Below are 18582 nucleotides of genomic sequence, written 5' to 3'. Positions count from 1 at the left end.
CGACATCGTCGACGCCCAGGGCACGCAGCGTGACCGAGCACAGGCCGGTCCGGATCACCCGCGCAGCGTATTCGGCGTGGCACGAGCGTGCGGCCGGCACCGACACGCGCGCGCTGGGGCTATCGACGGACAGCCGCTGCAGACGCGGCGCGGTATCTCACACCGCCGCTCACCACCGTCAGGCAGGACTTCGACGCGGTCGTACGCGAGAGCACGGCACGCGCGCCCCTCGTCAGCCCATCCGCTCCATCTGGGGCATCGCGTCAGCTCCGGGGATCGTGAGGGCCGGGACCACGCCGGGCGCGGCGAGCAGCAGGATGCCGAGCGCGAGGAGGATCCCGGCCGTGCCGTACGTCGCGACCCGACGCCACGGCAGCGTCTTCTCGGCCGCGATGAGCGCGGCCACGAACGCCATCCAGACGATGCTCATGACGCCCAGCGCGAACAGCGAGGCCATCAGCGCCCAGCAGCAGCCGACGCACCACGCGCCGTGCCGGACGCCCATCCGCAGTGAGCCGGCCCGGCCCTCGCGCCAGGCGCCGAGCAGGAATCCCAGAGGGCTCCGGCACTTCCCGAGGCAGACGTCCTTGAGCGGCGTGAGCTCGTAGGCCGCCGCGGCGAGGAGCGTGGCGCCGGCGACCCAGCGCCCCGCGCGGTCCCAGGACAGCACGTCACCCGCGATGCCCCCACCGGCCCGCGCGATGGCGAACGCGGCCACGCCCGCGGCTCCCCACGTCACGACATAACCGGCGGTGAACAGGAGCGGCGCAACCCGATCCCTTGTCATGCGCGAGTACAGCGCGACCGTCGGAGCGAGCGACGGGAACATCATCGCGGCCATCATCACGACCCACACGCCGAGGAACCGGCCGAGCGTTCCGAGCGCGGTCCACGGCCCGTCGTCCATGCCGTGCATGCGGTCTGCAGTCGACCACCACCCGAGCGCTGCGACGGCGAAGAGGAGGGCGACGAGACCGAGGCGCGCACGAACGGCCGCGAGCGCCGCCGTCGCGCCGGCGGGCCTATCGGTCGCCGGGGCGATCATGCGGCCCAGGAGAACTCGGACGTGGAAAGGCCCGTCTTGCCCTCGTACTCGATCCCGAAGGCATTGATCCGCGAGCGCCTCGCCTCGGCCATCGTGAGATCGGATCCAACCGGGTGGAACATGCCGGCGAACCGGACCGGCTCGCCGGTCTCGACGCCGAAGGGCACGATGTCCTCGATCTCGAAGTCGATCGCGTCCCCCACGCGCACGCCATGGCGCAGGCCGTCGTCGGTGCGCTCGATCCGCGCCCGCTCGACGCCGAGCACCTCACCGACCAGTGGAGCGAGGCCCGCCATGGGACCCCCGAGCTGCCCGCCGAAGACCTTGGCGAGCTTGTCCGCCTGCTCGTCGCTCGCCCGCTCGTCGATGAACATCCCGAGCCGCCAGTTCCCCTCGGTCATCACCTTCGGGGTGTCGATGATCACCACGGCATCCAGCCCGGCAACGTCGGTGCCGTCGATCTCTCCCTCGTGCACGTGGAACGCGAGGGTCGCACGGCAGAAGTCGTAGGTCGCGCCGTGGTCGAACGACAGGTTGCACGGGCACATCAGCTCGCAGGAGCAGGTCTCCGCGTAGCTGCCCTTCATCTTCCAGGCCATCCGGCACCGCCTCTCGGTCGACCGGATCGATTCTCCAGCGCGCCTCTGAGCGCGTCAACCGCGCCGAGGCAGAGGCGGTCGCGCTCGAGGAGTCGCGGTGCGCAGCGGCACAGCGCAGCGCACCGCGCCTCGAGTTCAGAGCATCGGGATCTTGGGACCCAACGACGGCTGGGCAGCCGGAGCCGCGCAGCCGACCGAGCTTCCCGCGTTCGTCAGGACGCTCGCGAGCGACGCGCCGCCGATGCCCCGCGTGGGCCCGAACGGTCCCATCGTCGTGTTCAAGAGCTGGCAGACCGTCGGGTCCACCGCAGAGCTCGTGGGCGCGGCGTTGGCGCTCGCCGCCGGGACGGCGACCGCAACCGCGGCGATGACGGCCGTGACAACAGCCAGGGGCTTACGTCGAGACAGCATTTCAGCAGCGCTCCTTCATGCCGGACGGCAGGGCCGCCCGACGATGCGTTTCGGGGGGATGCCGTCGATGATGCCGCCGCGGATGCACGCCGGCTGCTGTCCCGCCGGGCAATTGTTTCCGCCCAAGGCGCAGCGATAGTCCGACCCGACCGTTCTAACGCCGACACCGCCCGCCTCAGGGCACCATCATCCACCACGGGCAGCCGGTGGCGAGATTGAGCGGGCCGGTGTAGGACTCCGGGCAGTGCGGCGACCCGGGCCACGGCTCCACGGGGGCACCGGTCGAGGCACCAGCCGAGGCCACCGGGACAGCGAGGGCCAGCGCGGCAGCGACGGCCGCGAGCCCGGCGAAGCGTCTCCTGAGGAACATGATGCGTCTCCCATTGGTCGAGCGGCCGGCGACGCCACCCGCGGATCGTTGACGTCTGCTGTGAACGCCCTCTGCGCGGGGATTCTTTCGCCCGCCGCGCTCACCCCTGCCTGCCCTGCGGGACAGTCTTCCCTGCCCCCTGATCCGCCGCGCAGCTCGCCCGCCCGGGCGACGTGCGCCACCACGGTGACCCGGCGCCGTCGCAGCACGTCGACGGGTCGGGCGAGCTCAGCCGTGCGCGATCGCGGAGCCCCGTCCAGCCTCACACCGGAGGGCTCCGGTCAGGCTGTATGGGCGCGGAGGCGGAAGGCGAGGGCGCACACGTCGTCGTCGCTGGTGCCGTGCTCGAGCAGCGCACCGGGAAGGGCCAGGACGAGCGCGTGCGGCGCGGCATCCGGGACGGTGCGGATCGCCGCGAGCAGCCGTTCCAGGCCCGCGTCGATCGGTTCGGTGCGTCGTTCGACGAGGCCGTCGGTGTACAGCAGGAAGCCCCCGCCGGGCGCGAGCGTGAAGTCTCCCTGGATCCGCGTGACGCCGGGCACGGGGATGCCGAGCGGGGTCGAGCGTCCTTCCATGAACAGCTCCGGGACGCCGTCGGCGTCGAGCACCACCGGCGGCAGATGGCCGGCGGACGCGAACCTCACGCAGCCGGTCCGCGGGTCGACGTCCGCGTAGGCGAGCGTCGCGTAGCGTGCCGCCTCCAGCTGATCGACGAAGGTGTCGAGGTGGTGGAGGATCTCGGCGGGTCCGAGGCCGACGCCGGCGATCGCCCGGACGGCGCTGCGCAGCTGTCCCATCGCGCTGGCCGCGGCAAGGCCGCGGCCGACGACGTCGCCGACGACGACGGCGACCCGGTCCTGCGGGAGCGTGAACGCGTCGTGCCAGTCGCCGCCGACCTGCAGGTGCTCGAGCGCAGGGCTATAGAGCGCCGCGACCTCGAAGCGCGGGTCCTCCGGGGCGGCGGCCGCCAGGAGGCTCCGCTGCAGCCCGTGCGCGACATCGCGCGCCTCGTCGTGAAGCCGCGATCGCTCCAGCGCCAGCGCGGTCTGCCGGGCCGTTGCGATCAGGAAGGCCCGGTCCTCCGGCTCGAAGCGCCGAGTCGCGGGGAACCCGAGCCAGAGCCAGCTGCCGACCGGGTCGGTGCCCAGCCGTACGCGCACCGTCGCGCCACGGCGGCCCTCCTCGCCCTCGTCGAACTCAGGCGCCGCATCCGAGCCGGCGATGTCCCCCGGTTCGACCTCGCCGTGGCTCGCCACCACCTGGAGTGCCTGGCTCTCGGGGTCGGCCATGGCGACGGCGACGCGGTCGGCCCCGAACGCGGCGACGAGCTCACGGATCACGGCGGTCGCGACCGCGGCGCTGTCAGGCGCGGCGGTGAGCGCTTCGGTGATGCGCTGCAGCCGCTCGATCCGCTCGCGCGCGACTCGCTCACGATCGCGGGCGGCGAGCAGCTCGCGCTCGTACAGCTTGCGCTCGGTGGCGTCGAACACGGTCGTCCGCACCACTCGCGGCGCGCCGGCCTCATCACGCACCAGCACCGAGTTGATCAGCACCGGCAAGCGGCTCGCGTCCGCACGCACGATGTCGAGGGCGATCTCGCGGACGGCTCCCTGCATGCGCAGCAGCGGCGAGTAGTGCGTCTCGTGGTAGATCCGGCCGCCGGCGGTCAGGAGGTCCTGGAAGCGCTTGACCCCGACCAGATCCTCGCGGCGATAGCCGGTCCAGCGCAGGAATGTCGCGTTGACGCGCACGATCCTTCCGTCCGGCGCGGCGGACAGATAACCGCACGGCGCGTTCTCGTAGAGCTCCTCGGCGCTCTCGTCGAGGCCGCTGGGTTCCCAGGAGGCTCGTTTCATGGCGCCCGCCCAAGGCGTCAGACGAACGCCCGGATCGCGTCCACCGTCTCCTCCGGAGCGCTCAAGTTCGGACAGTGCCCTGTCGCGGCCAATTGGACGAGCTCCGAACCGGCGATCTCGCGCTGCACGTACTCCCCGACCGCCTGCGGTGCGATCGCGTCCTCGCTGCACTGCAGGACCAGCGTGGGGACGCGCACGTGGGCCAGATCGGCGCGGTTGTCCGACATGAAGGTCACGCGAGCAAAGCTCGCGGCGATGTCCGGATCGGTCCGGCAGAAGCTCGCCGTCAGCTCCTCGCCGAGCTCCGGCCGGTCCGGCGCCCCCATGATCACCGGCGCCATCACGCTCGACCAACCGAGGAAGTTGCTCTCGAGCGACTCCAGCAACTCGTCGATGTCCTCGCGGCTGAAGCCGCCCGTGTAACCGTCGGCGTCGATATAGCGCGGCGACGGACCGACGAGCACCAGCCGTGCGATCCGCTCTGGATCGAGGATCGCGGCCAGCACGCCGATCATCGCGCTGACCGAGTGCCCGACGAAGATCGCGTCGGTGACCTCCAGGGCGCGGCAGATCTCCAGCACGTCATCGGCATAGCCGTCGAGCGAGCCGTACCGCGCCTCGTCGTATGCCGACAGGTCCGAGCCGCCCGCCCCGACGTGGTCGAACAGCACCACCCGGTGATCGGCCTCGAACGCCGGCGCGACGAACCGCCACATGTGCTGATCGCACCCGAACCCGTGGGCGAAGATCATCGCGCGACCGTCCGTCCGCCCCGAGACCTTGACGTTGTTGCGTGCGAGCACGTCCACGCGCCACCAGTCTACGGCCCGCTCCACATCCGCCGGGGGCTCCGGTATGCGGCGGCGGCCTGCTCGGCCCGGGTCAGGCGACGGCTTCGCGGAACACGCCGGTGGCCCAGGCCAGAACCACGGCGCAGAGCGGCGTGAGCACGGCGAACGCCTGCCAGACGTGCGGACCGCAGAACGTGCCGGCGGCGAGAGATCGGCAGCAGCACGCCCGCGAGCAGCAGCAGCGGCAGCGGCAGGTTGAGGCCGTTGATGATCGCCGCGAAGCTGCTGATGTCCTTCGTGAGGAGCGCGGTCGCGATCGAGAACGCGGCCGCGGTGGTCATCAGCAGCGCGAGGAGCACCGCGAGCACGGCGAGGCCGAGCCAGTGCACGTGGAATCCGAACGCGGCGCCGACCGCCACGACGATCGCGTCGAACGCGAACATCATCGTCATGCCGGACAGGATCGGGCCGGCGAGGATCGCGAAGCGGCTCGCCGGGATGACGCGAAATCGCTCGATCACGCCGGCGCGAAGCTCGAAGATCGTGCTGAAGCCCGCGCCGGCCCCGGTCGAGAAGGCAAGCAGCCCGAGGATGCCCGGCAGGAAGACGTCGAGCACGTCGCCGCCGCGCAACAGGCTCTTCAGCAGCGGCGTGAACAGCGCAGGAACACGTCGTCGAGCGTCGGCTCGGAGAGGTGCATCGACCGCAGGCCGATGCCCTCGCGGTCGAGCAGGCGCAGCAGGTCCGGCAGTGCGGTGGTCACCTCGGCGACAGGAGCGCGGCCGGTCAGAGCTCGATCGGCAGGTGCCGGGGGCCGCGAAGCATGGCGTTGCGCCGGTACGCGGGCGGGTCCTGGACCAGGCGTGCGGTACCGAGGCGGGGGATCAGCGCGCCAAGCGCGATCTGCGCTTCGATTCGGGCGAGCGGTGCGCCGTAGCAGATGTGGACGCCGCTGCCGAAGGCGAGGTGCTGGTTGTCCGGCCGGGCCGGGTCGAACCGCTCGGGGTCGCGGAACCGCCTGCGGTCACGCATGCCTGAGGCCAGCGCGAGCACCAGGGATGCGCCCTTGGGGATGGTGGTGCCCGCCACGTCGACGTCGGCGAGAGGGGTGCGCTCCCGCATCTGCACGGGGGGCTCGTAGCGCAGCAGTTCCTCCACGGCGTTGGGCAGCAGGCCGGGTTCACGGCGCAACCGGTCCAGCTGGTCGGGGTGGCGCAGCAGCGTGAGCACACCGCTCGCGATCAGGTTGACCGTGGTCTCGTGTCCGGCGACGAGCAGCAGGACGGCGGTGACCGTCAGCTCCTCGCGGGTGAGCCGCCTGGCCGGGTCCGGCTCGTTGACGAAGGCGGAGAGCATGTCGTCGCTCGGGTGGCCGCGGCGCTGCTCGGCGAGGTCCATCAGGTACCGGCCCATCTCCGCCCGGGCCTGCGCTCCCGTCCGTTGGCGCTCGGTGGGATCCTCGCGGGGCCTGAAGTCCGCGGAGTCCACGAGCGCGTCGGACCACGCGCGGAACGCCGGCTCGTCCTCGCGCGGAACACCGAGCAGCCGGCAGATGACGGTGACCGGCAGCGGATAGGCGAAGTCCTCGACGACGTCGAGCCGCTTGCGGTCTCCGAGCGCCTCGATCAGCTCCTCGGTGATCCTGGCGATCCCGTCTCGCATCGCGTCGATCCGCCCCGGGCTGTGCGGCGGGCCGAACGGCCGCATCGCCAGGCTTCGCAGCCGCTGATGCTCGGGGTCGTCGAGCCGGATGAAGGGACGCGACTGCTCCTCGTCGGACAGGGCGCGGTCGCCGGCGGTGCGGTTGCGAAGGTCCGAGCTGATCCGTGGATCGTGCAGCAGTGCCGCGATCTCGTGGTACGTGCCGACCAGGTAGCTGCCGTCCGTCTGCCGGGCCACGCCCGCTTCACGGAGCTCCGCGTACAGCGGGTAGGGATCGGGGCGGTTGGCGTAATCGGTGATCCGCTCCAGCAGGGTGTCGGCGGCCATGCGTATCGGCTCCTCGGGAGGGTCAGTCGGCGGGGCGCACCAAGACGAGTCGGCGGTCCGGCAGGTAGCCGGTGAGCGCAACGGTGGGGCCGTGGGAGAGCCGCGCCGGGTCCGGCACGTCGGACGGGACCGGGAACCCCGCCACCGCCGAGCCGTCGGCCGCGCCGGGACCGGGCGGGAACGGGGCCGCGGTCTCGATCAGGCGCTGGTAGTGCTCCAGCCACTTGGCCATGTCGATGGTGACCGCGGCCGTGACGCGGCCCCGGTAGCCGTAGACCGCCACCAGGCGGCGCTCGGCGAGCGAGCCCTGGACGATGGCCACCTCATCGGAGAAGGTGGGCACGCCCACGGACTTGATGTTGAGCCCGAACTGGCTCGACCAGAACACCGGGACGGCAAGGTGCGGGCGCCGCAGCGGTCCCGGACTGACCATGTTGTGGGCCGCCACCTCGGCCTGCGCGACGGCGTTGCCCCAGTGCTCGAGCGCGAGCATCTGGTACTCGAACAGCGGGTGCGGGAAGCGGGCGACGTCGCCGGTCACGAAGACGTCGTCGGTGACGATCCCGTACATGTCGAAGACGCGGCACCCGGCGTCGCACGCGACCCCGCGCGTGCCCGCGGCCAGGCCGGAGGTCCCCAGCCACTCGGTGTTGCGGACCGCGCCCAGGGCGACGACGCAGACGTCCGCGTCGATGCGCGTGCCGTCGGAGAGCTCCGCGCCGGTGAGCCGGCCGTTCCCTCGCAGCGCGGTCACCGTCACGCCGCAGCGCAGGTCCACGCCGTGGGCGTGCTGCAGGCCGGCCGCCAGCACTCCGAGAGTCCTGCCGAGCGCGCCGACCAGCGGTACGGGGCCGCGTTCCGCGACCGTGACCTCGAGGCCGAGCTCCCGGCAGGCCGAGGCGATCTCCGAGCCGGTGAAGCCGGCCCCGATCACGAGCACCCGGCGCGGCCCCGCGGCCAGGCGCCCGGCCAGGCGCTCGGCATCGTCACTGGTGCGCAAGGTGAACACCCCGTCCAGAGCGGCCTCCGCGGGGTTCGGCCAGGGCCGCGCCCGGGTCCCGGTGGCGATCAGCAGCCGGTCGTAGGGCAGGGACTCGCCGTCGGCCAGCATGACGCGCTTCTTGACCGCGTCCAGCCCGATGGCGCGCACCCCGAGCCGCCATTGCGCGTCCGGATCCCGGCGCATCGGCAGCCCGGTGGCGTTCGCGGCCACCCGGCCGAGCAGCACCTGCTTCGACAACGGCGGCCTGTCGTACGGCGGATGCGGCTCGTCCCCGACCACGGTCACCGAGCCGGTGAAGCCCTCCTCGCGCAGCGCCTCGGCGGCCCGCAACCCGGCCAGCGACGCACCGACGATGACGACGCGGCCCTCCCGCAGATCACGGGATGCCGGCACCCGGCTCCTCGCCCACGAGGATCGCCTGGACCGGGCACGCCGCAGCCGCCTGGCGCACGCGTTCGAGCTGGTCGTCGGGGACGGACGGGTCGTACCGCAGCGCCTCCTCACCATGGAGCTCGAACACCCTCGGCGCGAGGAACACGCACTGGGCATAGGCCTGGCAGCGGTTGAGGTCCACGACGATCCGCGTCCGCCGCGCGGCCGTTCGGCTCGTCTGCAGCTCCGGGCACGGGCTGGCCTGCTCCGCGGCGCGCGCACGATCAAGTGAGTCACCGGAGGACACCGTTGCCCGCCTGCTCATGGCCTCCACGCTCACACCGGCTCCCGGCCGCGCCAACGGTCCTCCCGGCCAGCTCGTGCCGATCAAGCGACCCAGTCGGCTTGCCGTCGTGGTAGAGGAGTCAGGCTCCACCTAGGCTGCGGTAGTCCGCGACGACATGATCGGCGAACTTCTCATCCTCGGGATCACGCTGAGCCTGGACAACTTCCGCACGGCGATCGCGCTCGGGACGCTTCGGCTCACGCGGCGCCGTTCCGTGAAGGTGGCCTTGGTGTTCGGGTTCTGGGATGCCGTGGCGCCGCTGGTGGGCATCCTGGGGGGCGCCTACCTCGCCCGGACGATCGGCTCCACAGCCGACCACGTCGGGGTGGTCGTGCTGGCTGCGTACGGGCTTTACCTCCTTGTGCAGGCATGGCGCACCCCGGAGCCGGAGGAGCCGGACGAGCGATGGGCGCTGTTCGGGCTTCCCCTGCCGTTGAGCGTGGACAATGTCGTCGCCGGCACGAGCCTGGGCCTGGTCGGCTTCTCCCCCTGGCTCGCGCCGCCGCTCTTCGGCGTCATCACGACCGCGATGACGTTCCTCGGGTTGCAGCTTGGAGGAGTGGCGGCCCGCTTCGTTCGCATCCGCTCCGATCTCTTGGCCGGTCTCGGGCTCATCATCATGGCCGTCGTGCTGGAGCTGGAGTAGGGCAGCGCCGGCAACGTTTGAGACCCGCGGAGATCGCTTGGTACCTTCCCGGCATGGCTGTCCAGCAGCCCTGGCATCGCGGGTGCTTCGCTCACCTCGAGCCCGCCATCGAGCCGTAGGCGCGCATGCTCGCACGGCGCAGCTTCTGGCCCAGCTTCTTCTCCCGGATCGCAGCCCGCCGGCAGTGGGATGCCAAGGCCATCGACCTCGCCCCGGACGCCCGGGCGTGGCCCGGCCTCCCGGACGCGCGCCGCCACCGCCTCACCACGCTCCTCGCGAGCTTCTGCGTGGCCGAGGACGCCGTGGCCGAGCAGCTCGCGCCGTTCGGCGCTGCGGCCAAGCAGACCTCGCTGGCCTCGGAGGAGAGCTTGGTGGCCTGGGTCTTCTTCCTGCAGCGCCGCGATGAGGTGCGCCACGCGCTGCTCTTCGACCGCATCGCCGCCGAGGTGCTCGAGCTGCCCGGCGCCACCCCGGCCGAGCGGCGCGCCGCCGGCCGGGTCTACGTCCCGCCCGCGATACTCGAGCTCTTCGAGGTGCGGCTGCCCGAGCTGGCCGCCGAACTTGCGGCGGGCCGCACCGGGCTGAGTGAGGGCGTCGGGCTGTACCACATGCTGCTCGAGGGGATCGTCTTCGACGCCGGGCAGCGCGCGCTGCTCGACGACCTCGCCGACGGCGCGCTGCCTGGCGTGCTCGAGGGCGTGACGCGCGTCGCGCTCGACGAGCGCTGGCACATCGGCTTCGGCCTGCGCTGCCTGATCGAGGCCCAGCCCTCCGCAGCGTTCCTCGACGACCTGCCGGCGCGCGCCGCGGACGCCTCCGCAGCCTGGGGCGACGTCGTCTCCCCCGCCACGCGCGAGCGCATCGCGCGCAGGTGTAGCCGGCGGCTGTCGGCCGCCGGGCTGATCGAGGCCTGGGCGGCGGCGTAGCTCGGTCCGCTTCGCGCGGCGTCAGACGGCTGACGACGACCCGAAGGAGCCCGGGTCGCCCCTTACACCGGCGGCACCTTCAGGGGTACGCTTTGCCGCAAGTATCCGGACGCAAGGGGAGGAGTGCCGTGAGCCAGACTGCGCAGGCACGCTCCGTCGATTTGGACCGGCAGAATGGAGCGGCGCTCGGCCGAATCCTCGGCCGCGGAAGCATCGGACACGCCGAGGAGGGGCCTGACGGATCGATGCACGCCACGATCCGGATCCCGCCCGACGAGCTGGTCTTCGAGCCGGGGATCCTCGTGCTGCCTCATGGAGGCGAGGTCGAGCTCGAGCTCATCAACGATGACTTGAACACTCACTGCGCGGTCCTGCCGAGCAACGGCGACAGCCAATTCATATGGCTGGTCAACCACTCGCGCGGAACGGCCAACCTCGAGCTCGACGGCCCGGGGTATTACTGGTACGGCTCGCGTACCGGCAACGATGAGGGCCGTGGCCTGACCGGGGCGATCGTCGTGCAAGGGGACGCTCCGCCGGAGGCGCGTCAGGACCGCCCGCCGCAGCCGCGACCGTAGATCGACTCCCGGGCTCGACCACGAGCGTGGATAGGAGCATTTGATGGCAACGGGAACGGAGTACGTAGACGCAGGCAAGGCCGTCAACGCAGGGGCCCTGAGCGGCCTGGTCGGCAGTGCGCCGCCGGTGACCAAGGGCGTCACCTACGAGCGCATCCTCAACGCGCGCTCGGAACCGCAGAACTGGCTCACCTATTACGGCGCCTACGACGGGCAGCGCTACAGCCCGCTGGACCAGATCAACACGGAGAACGTCAGGCGACTCGCCCCCGCGTGGGTCTTCCAGTGCGGCTCGGTGGGCCTGCACGCGGGCAAATCGACGTACTCGTTCGAGACCGCGCCGATCGTCGTGGACGGAATCATGTTCGTGTCGGGCTGGGATGGCTGGGTCTGGGCCCTCGACGCCCGGACCGGATCCGAGCTGTGGCGCTACAAGCATGCGATCCCGTATGACACGTCGCTCTGCTGCGGCAACGTGAACCGCGGCGTCGCCGTGGCCGAGGGCAAGGTCTTCGTCGTCACCCTGAACGCCCATCTGCTGGCGCTCGACGCCGAGACGGGCAAGGTCGTGTGGGACCAGACCTACGGCGATGTGCGGGCCGGCGAGAGCGCCACGGTCGCTCCGTTGGTCGTCAAGGACATGGTCATCGTCGGGAGCTCCGGCGGTGAGTTCGGTGTGCGCGGCCACCTCGACGCGTTCAAGCGCGAGACCGGCGAGCGCGTATGGCGGACGTACATGGTGCCCAAGCCCGGCGAGCCCGGCTCCGAGACCTGGCCCGCGGACGGTGAGGCCTGGGCACGGGGCGGCGCGAACTGCTGGATCACGAGCACCTTCGACCCGGAGCTCAACCTCCTCTACGTGGGCACCGGCAACCCGGCACCGGACTTCGACGGAGCCGTCCGGGAGGGCGACAACCTGTTCACCGATTGCTGTGTCGCCGTCGATGCCGACAGCGGCCAGATCCGTTGGCACTACCAGTACACCCCGCACGACCTGTGGGACTACGACAGCACGATGGAGCACATCCTGTTCGAGTCCGACGGGCGCAAGCTGCTGGGGCACTTCGACAAGAACGGGTACTTCTTCGTCCTCGATCGCACGGACGGTCGACTCGTCCGGGTGGCGCCGTTCGTCGACCGCATCGACTGGGGCGAGATCGACGCCGACGGCAAGGTCACGCCGCTGAGGTACCCCGACGCGGAGGGCGATCCGGTTCACTTCTGGCCGGGTCCGGCGGGTGCCAAGGAATGGACGCACGCGGCGTACAGCCCGAAGACAGGACACTTCTACGTGCCGGTCCAGGATGTCGGTGCGACCGCCACACGGCGGCGCAGGGAGTTCAAGGAGAGCATTCCGTACTGGGGCGCGGGCGTCGCGGTCGACCTCGACGACATGGCAGGGGCCGTGAGCGCCTTCGATCCGTCCACCGGCAAGGAGGTGTGGCGCTGGCGCAACGACGTCCCGATGTGCTCGTCCGTGCTGGCCACGGGCGGTGACGTCGTCTTCGCCGGTGAGCCCACGGGCGAGCTCAACGCGCTCGACGCCCGCAGCGGGGAGCTGCTGTGGCAGTTCCAGTGCGGAAGCGGTCACCACAGCAACCCGACGACCTACAGCCTCGACGGAAGGCAGTACATCGCCGTGCCGACCGGGTGGGGCGCCTGGACCGAGGGATTCCTGCCCGGGATGCTCGGGGCGGGCCAGGGCAGCGCGCTGTTCGTCTTCGCACTGCCGGAGGAGTAACGGTACGTCACATGTAATGCGACAAGGAGCCGTGGTATGAGATGGATCAAGCCCCAATTTGAGTTCGTCGACCTCTGCTGCGAGGTCACCACCTACGTGTTCCGTCGGTAGCCACCCCCACTCCGTGGCGCCTGCGGAGTTCGTCGCTCAGCTCCGCGCGCAGGGGACCCGCTACCACAACCTCCACCCGTTTCACATGCGGATGGATGCGGGTGAGCTCACGCGCGGCGAGCTTCAGCGCTGGGTCGCGAACCGCTTCTACTACCAGCGGTGCATCCCGCTCAAGGATGCGGCCATCGTCTCGAACTGTCCGGACATCGAGGTGCGGCGCGAGTGGATCAAGCGGATCGTCGACCACGACGGCACCTCGGCCGGAACGGGCGGGATCGAGTCGTGGCTGCGGCTCGGCGAGGCGCTCGGCGTGCCGCGTGACGAGCTCCTGTCCGAGCGGCGGGTGCTCCCGGCGGTGCGCTACGCGGTCGACGCGTACGTGAACTTCGCGCGCCAGAGGCCATGGCTGGAGGCGGTGGCGTCGTCGCTGACAGAGCTGTTCGGGCCGGCTGCGATCCGCGTCCGCGTGGCGGCGCTCGAGGCGCACTATCCGTGGATCGATCCTCTGGGACTCGAATACTTCCGCAGCCGGCTCGACCGCGCGCCGCGTGACGCGCAGCACGCACTCCAGCTCGTCGTCGAGCGCTGCCTGACGCAGGAGCAGCAGGAGCGCGCCGTCGCGGCCCTCAGGTTCAAGACGGAGATGTTGTGGGCGCAGCTCGACGCGATCGAGCGGGGTGACACGCAGCCGGAGACGGCGGCGTGAACCGCCCTCGGCTCGTCGACGGCGCTCGCCTCCAGTACGACGACGTGCGCGAGGAGCACGTCCTGCTCGTTCCGGAGGGCGCCGTGCGCCTGAACGAGACGGCGGCACACGTGCTCGAGCTGTGTGACGGCGGCCGCTCGCCCGAGGAGATCGCCGCCGTTCTCTCGCAGCGCTACTCCGGCGCGGACGTCACCGAGGACGTGCGTGAGCTGCTCGGGGGGATGGTCGAGCACGGGCTGGTGGTCGATGCCGCCTAGGCCATACACGCTCGTCGCGGAGCTTTCGTACCGCTGCCCGTTGCACTGCCCGTACTGCTCGAATCCCGTCGCGATCCGCGGCGACCGCTACCGCGACGAGCTCGAGACCGAGCAGTGGCAGCGCGTCTTTCGCGAAGCGCGAGCGCTCGGCGTGCTCCAGCTCGCGCTGACCGGCGGCGAGCCGATGGTGCGCCGCGATCTGGACGAGCTCGTGGCCGCCGGGCGCGCGGCCGGCCTGTACTCGACCCTCGTGACGGCGGGCACGCTGCTGACGCGCCAGCGCGCCGTGCGCCTGAAGGAGGCAGGGCTCGACCACATCCAGGTCTCGATCCAGAGCCCTGACCCGCAGGAGAACGACCGGATCGCCGGCGTGCGCTCGTTCGAGAAGAAGATCGCGGCCGCGCGCGCGGCGCGTGAGCTGGCGTTCCCGCTCACGATCAACTGCGTGCTGCATCGCCAGAACCTCGACCGGATCGACGAGGTTCTCCGGCTCGCGGAGGAGCTCGACGCCCAGCGCCTCGAGCTCGCGAACACGCAGTACTACGGGTGGGCGGTCGTGAACCAGCAGGCGCTCGTCCCCATGCGCGCGCAGCTCGACCGCGCCGAGGAGGCGGTGAGGCGCTTCCGCGCGCGCGTCGGCCCGAGGATCACCGTCCTCTGGGTGCTCCCGGACTACTTCGAGGAGCTGCCGAAGCCGTGCATGGGCGGCTGGGGGCGGACCACGATGGTCGTCGCGCCGGACGGCGAGGTCCTCCCCTGCCACGCGGCATCGACGATCCCCGGACTCACGTTCCCCAACGCACGCGATCGCTCACTCGACTGGATCTGGCACGAGGCGGACGCGTTCAACCGCTTCCGCGACACCGGCTGGATGCAGGAGCCGTGCCGGTCATGTCCGCTCGGGCGCCAGGAGGAGGACTGGGGCGGCTGCCGCTGCCAGGCGCTCCGCTTCACCGGCGACGCCGCGGCGACCGATCCGGTCTGCCGGTTCTCGCCGCATCACGGCGCCATCGTCGCTGCCCGCGAGCCGGCACAGGCCGATGCCTTCAGATACCGGACGACGCGGCGGCCGGCGCGCGTCTGAGGCGAGGCTCAGGTCGTTCGGACGTGCGCGCTCGGATTCTCGGTTCCGCCGCCGGTGGCGGGTTCCCGCAGTGGAACTGCCGCTGCGAGACGTGCGAGGCGGCCCGCACGGGAACCGCCGCACGTCCTCGAACGCAGTCGTCGCTCGCGATCCGCGGGGCGGTGGGTCCGTGGTTCTTGGCCAACGCCGCGCCGGACCTCCGCCAGCAGCTGGAGCCGCTCGCAGCCGAGCCCGCGAACGGCGTGCGCGCCGCGCCGGTGGCCGGGATCCTCTTGACGGATGCGGAGATCGACCACACGGCGGGCCTGCTGCTCATGCGCGAGTCCTCGACGGCGATCCGGGCGTACGGGAGCGACGCGGTCCGCCGTGCCCTGACCGACGGCTATCCGGTGCTGCCGATGCTCGCCCGCTACTGCGGCGTCGACTGGCGAAGGCTCGATCCGGGGGACTCGCTCGTGATCGACGGGTCCTCGCTCGAGGTCGAGTCGTTCGCGGTCGGCGGCGACGCGCCGCGCTACCTGGCCGGGGCCGGAGCCGACGTCGAGGCCAGCGGATTCGTGTTCCACGACCGCTCGACCGGCGGCGTGCTCACGTACCTGCCGGGCCTCGCGCGGCTCGATGACGATGTGCTCGGCCGCCTCGCCGCGAGCGACGTGGCACTCGTCGACGGCACGTTCTGGCGCGACGACGAGCTCGTGCGCCTGGGGATCTCCGAGCGCACGGCGCGGCAGATGGGCCACGTGCCGCTCTCCGGCCCCGGAGGGACATTGGAGGCGTTCTCGCGGCTCGAGCGCCCGCGAGTGATCCTCGTCCATGTCAACAACACGAATCCGGTGCTCCTCGAGCGCTCGCCGCAGCGCGAGGCGGTCCTGCGCGCCGGAGCCGAGGTGGCGTACGACGGGCTGGAGGTGGAGCTGTGAGATCGTGTGACGTGCGCACACCCGACGCGCCAACGGGCGCGCTTCCTTGCTCCGCGCCGATGCGGCCGTGACGCTCTCGGGAGCGACCTGAGCGACACGCTGTACGTGTCGAGGACGGCAAGGTCGAGATCCGCCATGCACAACCGACATCCGCCGCCGCACGTCCGGGCCCTCGAGGCCCATCTGGGATCCCGCGACGTCGCGCGGGTCATCTACGGGGCGGTCCTCGGGCTGGCGCTGGTGGTCGCGCTCGAGCGGCATCCCCCGACCGCCGGCCAGACTCTAGGCGCGGTGATCGCGACCGCGCTGGCGGTCGGCCTGGCGGAGGTGTACAGCGAGTTCGTCGGCACGGAGGCGCGCGAGCGGCGGCATATCGGGCGCGCGGAGGTCCGCAGGCTGGCGGCCGAGGCCGTCCCCGTCACGTTCGGCGCCGGCTTTCCCGCGCTGTTCTTCCTGCTCGCCGCCGCCGGCGTGATCGAGCTCCAGGCGGCGTTCACGCTGGCGAAGTGGACCGGATTGGCACTGATCTGCGCGTACGGGTTCCTCGCGTCGCGGCTCGCCGGGTCGGGGAGCGGCGCAGCGCTGCTGCACGCGTCGGCGGTGGGCGCGATCGGAGGCGCGTTGATTGCGGTGAAGGCGCTGCTGCACTGATGCGCGCCGGCACACCCACCGAACCGAAGACGAGTGGTGATCAGACGACGGCCATGGCGTCGCCCGAGCCGGACCTCTCGGGGTCCGGCAGGCGCACCATGCGGAAGGAGTTCAAGAGCCCGGCGAGCGCGGCGAGGAGCGGGATCACGAGCGCGACTTGAAGGGCGAGCGGCCTGGCGTCGGTGTTGATCCGGACGATCTCGTCCTGGATCTCCTCGGGCTGGCCGGCGAGCTGCTCTTCGAGTTGCGTGTTGCTCATGACCTGGGCGTCGTGCTCGAGCACATGCGCGACGCGCTGCTGCTCGGCCTGGGGAAGGACGTCACTGGCCTGCGCTTTGTTCGTGAACGCGATCGAGAGCGTCGCGAGCATGATCGCTCCCGCGAAGGCCAGGCCGAACGACAGCCCGAACGACCCAGCCGCGGAGTTGACGCCGGCGGCCTCGCTGACGCGCTCGTCCGAGATCGGCGACAGCGTGTAGTTGTTGAGCTGGGACACCAGCAGGCCCAGCCCGGCTCCCGCGATCACGAGGGGAATCAGGAGGTACCAGCCGGAGTCGGCCCGCGGCACGGTCGCGATCAGCGCGAGGACCCCGAGCGTGACGAGCGCGAATCCGCCCCGGATGATGCTGCTGGGACGCCGCTTGCCCGCCTTCCTCCCGGCCAGGAGCGCGATCGCGAACATCGTGAGCGACAGCGGGGCGAGCGAGAGGCCGGCCTCCATGGCGTCGTACTCGAGCACCATCTGCAGGTAGATCGGAAGCGCGATCATCAAGCCGCCGAGCGCGATCTGCTGCAGCATCTGCTGCGAGACGCCGAGCCGGAAGTAGCGGGAGGCGAAGAGGTCCGGATCCAGCAGCGTCGGCTTGCCTTCGCGCTTGCGCCGCTTCAGCCACGTGACGAGCAGGGCCAGCGCCGCCGCACCGATCACGATCAGCGCTCCCACGGCTTCGCCGCCTTCCTGCCACACCAGGATGCCGAGCACGACGCCGCCCATGCCGACGATCGAGAGCACTGCCCCCACCGGGTCCACGCGCCGTGGTCCCGTGTAGGGCACGTCGCGGACGAGGTTGGCGCCGGACAGCACGATCGCGATCACGGCGGCTTCGAGCACGAACGCGACGCGCCACGAGAGATACGTGGTGATGAAGCCCCCGAGCAGTGGACCGACCGCGGCTGCGATCGCGGCCGCGGCCCCGACCATCGCGTAGACCTTCCTCTGCGCCGGGCCCTCGAAATTGCCGTGGATGAGCGATTGCATCGACGGCAGCAGCAGGGACGCGCCGAGCCCGCCCACGATCGCCCAGAAGATGATGATCACGGTCAAGCTCTGAGCGAGCGCCATCGCCAGCGCGCCGACCGCGTATCCGAGCAGGCCCAGCACATAGGCCCGCTTGCGGCCGAAGAGATCGCCGATCTTGCTCCCCGTCAGGATGAACGCGGCCGACACCAGCGCCTCGAGCGCGATCGCCGATTGCACGCCGCTGACGGTCGTGTCGAGATCCCGCGTCACCGCGGAGATCGAGACGTTCATCAGCGACGTGTCGACGACGAGCACGAACATCGCCATCGCGAGCAGGATCGCGAGCCGGGGAGTGCCGGCCGCCTCCGCAGGCGCGAGTGCGTCCCCTTGTGCGGTCATCGCCGGCCGGTCTCGGGTGGGAGCGAGCAGCCGTCAGTCGTTGTAGCGGACGCCGTAGGCGACGAGCCCGTAGACCGCGACCATGTCGAGCGCGAAGAGCGCGAGCGACCACCACGGGTAGGCGGGGATCGACAGCATCTGCGAGATCGCGTTCAAGGTGATGAAGACGATGCCGGTCCAGACGGCCCACTGCCGCCGGTTGAAGATGCCCAGGCTTGCGAAGATCATCCCGGCGCCGATGACGAGGGCGATCCAGCCCCAGAGGTTGAGGTCGCTGATGACGTAGTTCGCGTTGGCGACGAAGAAGTGGGCCTTGCCGATCGCGGCGATGCCCCAGATGACGTTGAGAACGCCCCCGATCAGCACCAGGATGCCGGCATACGTCAACCAGCCTTGACCGGTCTGAGTCTCGACGGCGATACGCGGGCTGCCTTGTGTCGTTGCCATCTTTGCTCCTTTCGCTCGGTTCGCGTCACGATCGCGAGTCCGCCGCGCGCGGCCAAGGGCGGACGCATGCGTCGTGGTGGGTGCGCGTATCCCG

General features: G+C 71.1%; 22 protein-coding genes. 10 read left to right on the top strand and 12 right to left on the bottom strand.

Annotated features, from left to right (window positions below):
• Positions 1-232 precede the first annotated feature (232 nt).
• Positions 233-1045 (bottom strand): DUF2182 domain-containing protein, encoded by an 813-nt coding sequence (locus H958_RS0125030; RefSeq protein ID WP_028060654.1) that lies wholly within the window; start codon positions 1043-1045, stop codon positions 233-235.
• Positions 1042-1644 carry a DUF1326 domain-containing protein gene (locus tag H958_RS0125025; RefSeq protein ID WP_028060653.1) on the bottom strand — a complete coding sequence of 201 codons (603 nt, stop codon included), beginning with the start codon at positions 1642-1644 and terminating at the stop codon, positions 1042-1044. Before H958_RS0125025 ends, H958_RS0125030 begins: the two co-directional genes overlap by 4 nt.
• Before the next feature lie 151 nt (positions 1645-1795).
• Between H958_RS0125025 and H958_RS46770 the strand changes: the two genes are divergently transcribed.
• Positions 1796-2194, top strand: coding sequence for a hypothetical protein (locus H958_RS46770; RefSeq protein ID WP_156028265.1), 399 nt, complete (start codon positions 1796-1798; stop codon positions 2192-2194).
• A gap of 36 nt (positions 2195-2230) precedes the next feature.
• Here the strand turns inward: H958_RS46770 and H958_RS0125015 are convergent, their stop codons facing one another.
• The 8 genes from H958_RS0125015 to H958_RS0124980 form a co-directional block, all read right to left on the bottom strand.
• Positions 2231-2425 (bottom strand): hypothetical protein, encoded by a 195-nt coding sequence (locus H958_RS0125015; RefSeq protein WP_028060652.1) that lies wholly within the window; start codon positions 2423-2425, stop codon positions 2231-2233.
• 281 nt (positions 2426-2706) lie between these two features.
• The gene (locus H958_RS44025; protein ID WP_028060651.1) at positions 2707-4281 is read right to left on the bottom strand and encodes a SpoIIE family protein phosphatase; all 1575 of its coding nucleotides are present in this window, start codon (positions 4279-4281) and stop codon (positions 2707-2709) included.
• A 17-nt stretch (positions 4282-4298) separates the two neighbouring features.
• Positions 4299-5090, bottom strand: a complete 792-nt coding sequence (locus H958_RS0125005) for an alpha/beta fold hydrolase (RefSeq protein ID WP_028060650.1) — start codon at positions 5088-5090, stop codon at positions 4299-4301.
• Positions 5091-5101: 11 nt separating this feature from the next.
• Positions 5102-5704 carry an ABC transporter permease gene (locus tag H958_RS40190; RefSeq protein WP_051324786.1) on the bottom strand — a complete coding sequence of 201 codons (603 nt, stop codon included), beginning with the start codon at positions 5702-5704 and terminating at the stop codon, positions 5102-5104.
• Between the two features lie 8 nt (positions 5705-5712).
• Positions 5713-5835, bottom strand: coding sequence for a hypothetical protein (locus tag H958_RS48800; protein WP_255325451.1), 123 nt, complete (start codon positions 5833-5835; stop codon positions 5713-5715).
• 23 nt (positions 5836-5858) lie between these two features.
• On the bottom strand, positions 5859-7061 hold the full coding sequence (locus tag H958_RS0124990; RefSeq protein ID WP_028060649.1) for a cytochrome P450: 1203 nt from the start codon (positions 7059-7061) through the stop codon (positions 5859-5861).
• A 22-nt stretch (positions 7062-7083) separates the two neighbouring features.
• The gene (locus H958_RS0124985; RefSeq protein ID WP_037411444.1) at positions 7084-8457 is read right to left on the bottom strand and encodes an NAD(P)/FAD-dependent oxidoreductase; all 1374 of its coding nucleotides are present in this window, start codon (positions 8455-8457) and stop codon (positions 7084-7086) included.
• Positions 8441-8680 (bottom strand): ferredoxin, encoded by a 240-nt coding sequence (locus tag H958_RS0124980; protein ID WP_051324954.1) that lies wholly within the window; start codon positions 8678-8680, stop codon positions 8441-8443. The genes H958_RS0124985 and H958_RS0124980 overlap by 17 nt, the downstream gene beginning before the upstream one ends.
• Before the next feature lie 217 nt (positions 8681-8897).
• Here H958_RS0124980 and H958_RS0124975 point away from each other — a divergent pair, with 217 nt between their 5' ends.
• From H958_RS0124975 to H958_RS0124935, 9 genes are all read left to right on the top strand, one after another.
• Complete coding sequence (locus H958_RS0124975) at positions 8898-9428, top strand: manganese efflux pump MntP (RefSeq protein WP_028060646.1); 531 nt, start codon at positions 8898-8900, stop codon at positions 9426-9428.
• Between the two features lie 125 nt (positions 9429-9553).
• The gene (locus tag H958_RS0124970; RefSeq protein ID WP_028060645.1) at positions 9554-10354 is read left to right on the top strand and encodes a ferritin family protein; all 801 of its coding nucleotides are present in this window, start codon (positions 9554-9556) and stop codon (positions 10352-10354) included.
• 128 nt (positions 10355-10482) lie between these two features.
• A complete protein-coding gene (locus H958_RS0124965) occupies positions 10483-10932 on the top strand; it encodes an MSMEG_3727 family PQQ-associated protein (protein ID WP_028060644.1) in 450 nt (149 codons plus the stop codon).
• 43 nt (positions 10933-10975) lie between these two features.
• Positions 10976-12673 carry a PQQ-dependent dehydrogenase, methanol/ethanol family gene (locus H958_RS0124960; RefSeq protein WP_037411443.1) on the top strand — a complete coding sequence of 566 codons (1698 nt, stop codon included), beginning with the start codon at positions 10976-10978 and terminating at the stop codon, positions 12671-12673.
• A 124-nt stretch (positions 12674-12797) separates the two neighbouring features.
• Positions 12798-13490, top strand: coding sequence for a pyrroloquinoline-quinone synthase PqqC (pqqC, locus tag H958_RS0124955; protein ID WP_028060642.1), 693 nt, complete (start codon positions 12798-12800; stop codon positions 13488-13490).
• Positions 13487-13747 (top strand): pyrroloquinoline quinone biosynthesis peptide chaperone PqqD, encoded by a 261-nt coding sequence (gene pqqD / locus H958_RS0124950; protein WP_028060641.1) that lies wholly within the window; start codon positions 13487-13489, stop codon positions 13745-13747. The genes pqqC and pqqD overlap by 4 nt, the downstream gene beginning before the upstream one ends.
• The gene (gene pqqE, locus H958_RS0124945; RefSeq protein WP_028060640.1) at positions 13737-14831 is read left to right on the top strand and encodes a pyrroloquinoline quinone biosynthesis protein PqqE; all 1095 of its coding nucleotides are present in this window, start codon (positions 13737-13739) and stop codon (positions 14829-14831) included. The genes pqqD and pqqE overlap by 11 nt, the downstream gene beginning before the upstream one ends.
• Before the next feature lie 23 nt (positions 14832-14854).
• Complete coding sequence (pqqB, locus tag H958_RS0124940) at positions 14855-15751, top strand: pyrroloquinoline quinone biosynthesis protein PqqB (RefSeq protein ID WP_028060639.1); 897 nt, start codon at positions 14855-14857, stop codon at positions 15749-15751.
• Positions 15752-15886: 135 nt separating this feature from the next.
• Positions 15887-16402, top strand: coding sequence for a hypothetical protein (locus tag H958_RS0124935; protein ID WP_028060638.1), 516 nt, complete (start codon positions 15887-15889; stop codon positions 16400-16402).
• Between the two features lie 40 nt (positions 16403-16442).
• Here H958_RS0124935 and H958_RS0124930 read toward each other — a convergent pair whose 3' ends face one another.
• Positions 16443-18041 (bottom strand): MFS transporter, encoded by a 1599-nt coding sequence (locus H958_RS0124930; protein ID WP_028060637.1) that lies wholly within the window; start codon positions 18039-18041, stop codon positions 16443-16445.
• Between the two features lie 33 nt (positions 18042-18074).
• The gene (locus H958_RS40185; RefSeq protein ID WP_156028264.1) at positions 18075-18488 is read right to left on the bottom strand and encodes a DUF7144 family membrane protein; all 414 of its coding nucleotides are present in this window, start codon (positions 18486-18488) and stop codon (positions 18075-18077) included.
• Between the last annotated feature and the right edge of the window lie 94 nt (positions 18489-18582).

This window comes from Candidatus Solirubrobacter pratensis (genome assembly GCF_000425945.1).
GTDB classification, from domain to species: Bacteria; Actinomycetota; Thermoleophilia; order Solirubrobacterales; family Solirubrobacteraceae; genus Solirubrobacter; species Solirubrobacter pratensis.
Note: the sequence above shows the minus strand (reverse complement) of the source record. Positions and strands in the feature narration are given on the sequence as shown.

Bases quoted from the DNA above. Each gene is read 5' to 3' on its own strand.
- H958_RS0125030 (WP_028060654.1), bottom strand. From the start codon at position 1,045: ATGATCGCCCCGGCGACCGATAGGCCCGCCGGCGCGACGGCGGCGCTC.
- H958_RS0125025 (WP_028060653.1), bottom strand. From the start codon at position 1,644: ATGGCCTGGAAGATGAAGGGCAGCTACGCGGAGACCTGCTCCTGCGAG.
- H958_RS0125015 (WP_028060652.1), bottom strand. From the start codon at position 2,425: ATGTTCCTCAGGAGACGCTTCGCCGGGCTCGCGGCCGTCGCTGCCGCG.
- H958_RS44025 (WP_028060651.1), bottom strand. From the start codon at position 4,281: ATGAAACGAGCCTCCTGGGAACCCAGCGGCCTCGACGAGAGCGCCGAG.
- H958_RS0124990 (WP_028060649.1), bottom strand. From the start codon at position 7,061: ATGGCCGCCGACACCCTGCTGGAGCGGATCACCGATTACGCCAACCGC.
- H958_RS0124975 (WP_028060646.1), top strand. From the start codon at position 8,898: ATGATCGGCGAACTTCTCATCCTCGGGATCACGCTGAGCCTGGACAAC.
- H958_RS0124970 (WP_028060645.1), top strand. From the start codon at position 9,554: ATGCTCGCACGGCGCAGCTTCTGGCCCAGCTTCTTCTCCCGGATCGCA.
- H958_RS0124960 (WP_037411443.1), top strand. From the start codon at position 10,976: ATGGCAACGGGAACGGAGTACGTAGACGCAGGCAAGGCCGTCAACGCA.
- pqqE (WP_028060640.1), top strand. From the start codon at position 13,737: ATGCCGCCTAGGCCATACACGCTCGTCGCGGAGCTTTCGTACCGCTGC.
- H958_RS0124935 (WP_028060638.1), top strand. From the start codon at position 15,887: ATGCACAACCGACATCCGCCGCCGCACGTCCGGGCCCTCGAGGCCCAT.
- H958_RS0124930 (WP_028060637.1), bottom strand. From the start codon at position 18,041: ATGACCGCACAAGGGGACGCACTCGCGCCTGCGGAGGCGGCCGGCACT.
- H958_RS40185 (WP_156028264.1), bottom strand. From the start codon at position 18,488: ATGGCAACGACACAAGGCAGCCCGCGTATCGCCGTCGAGACTCAGACC.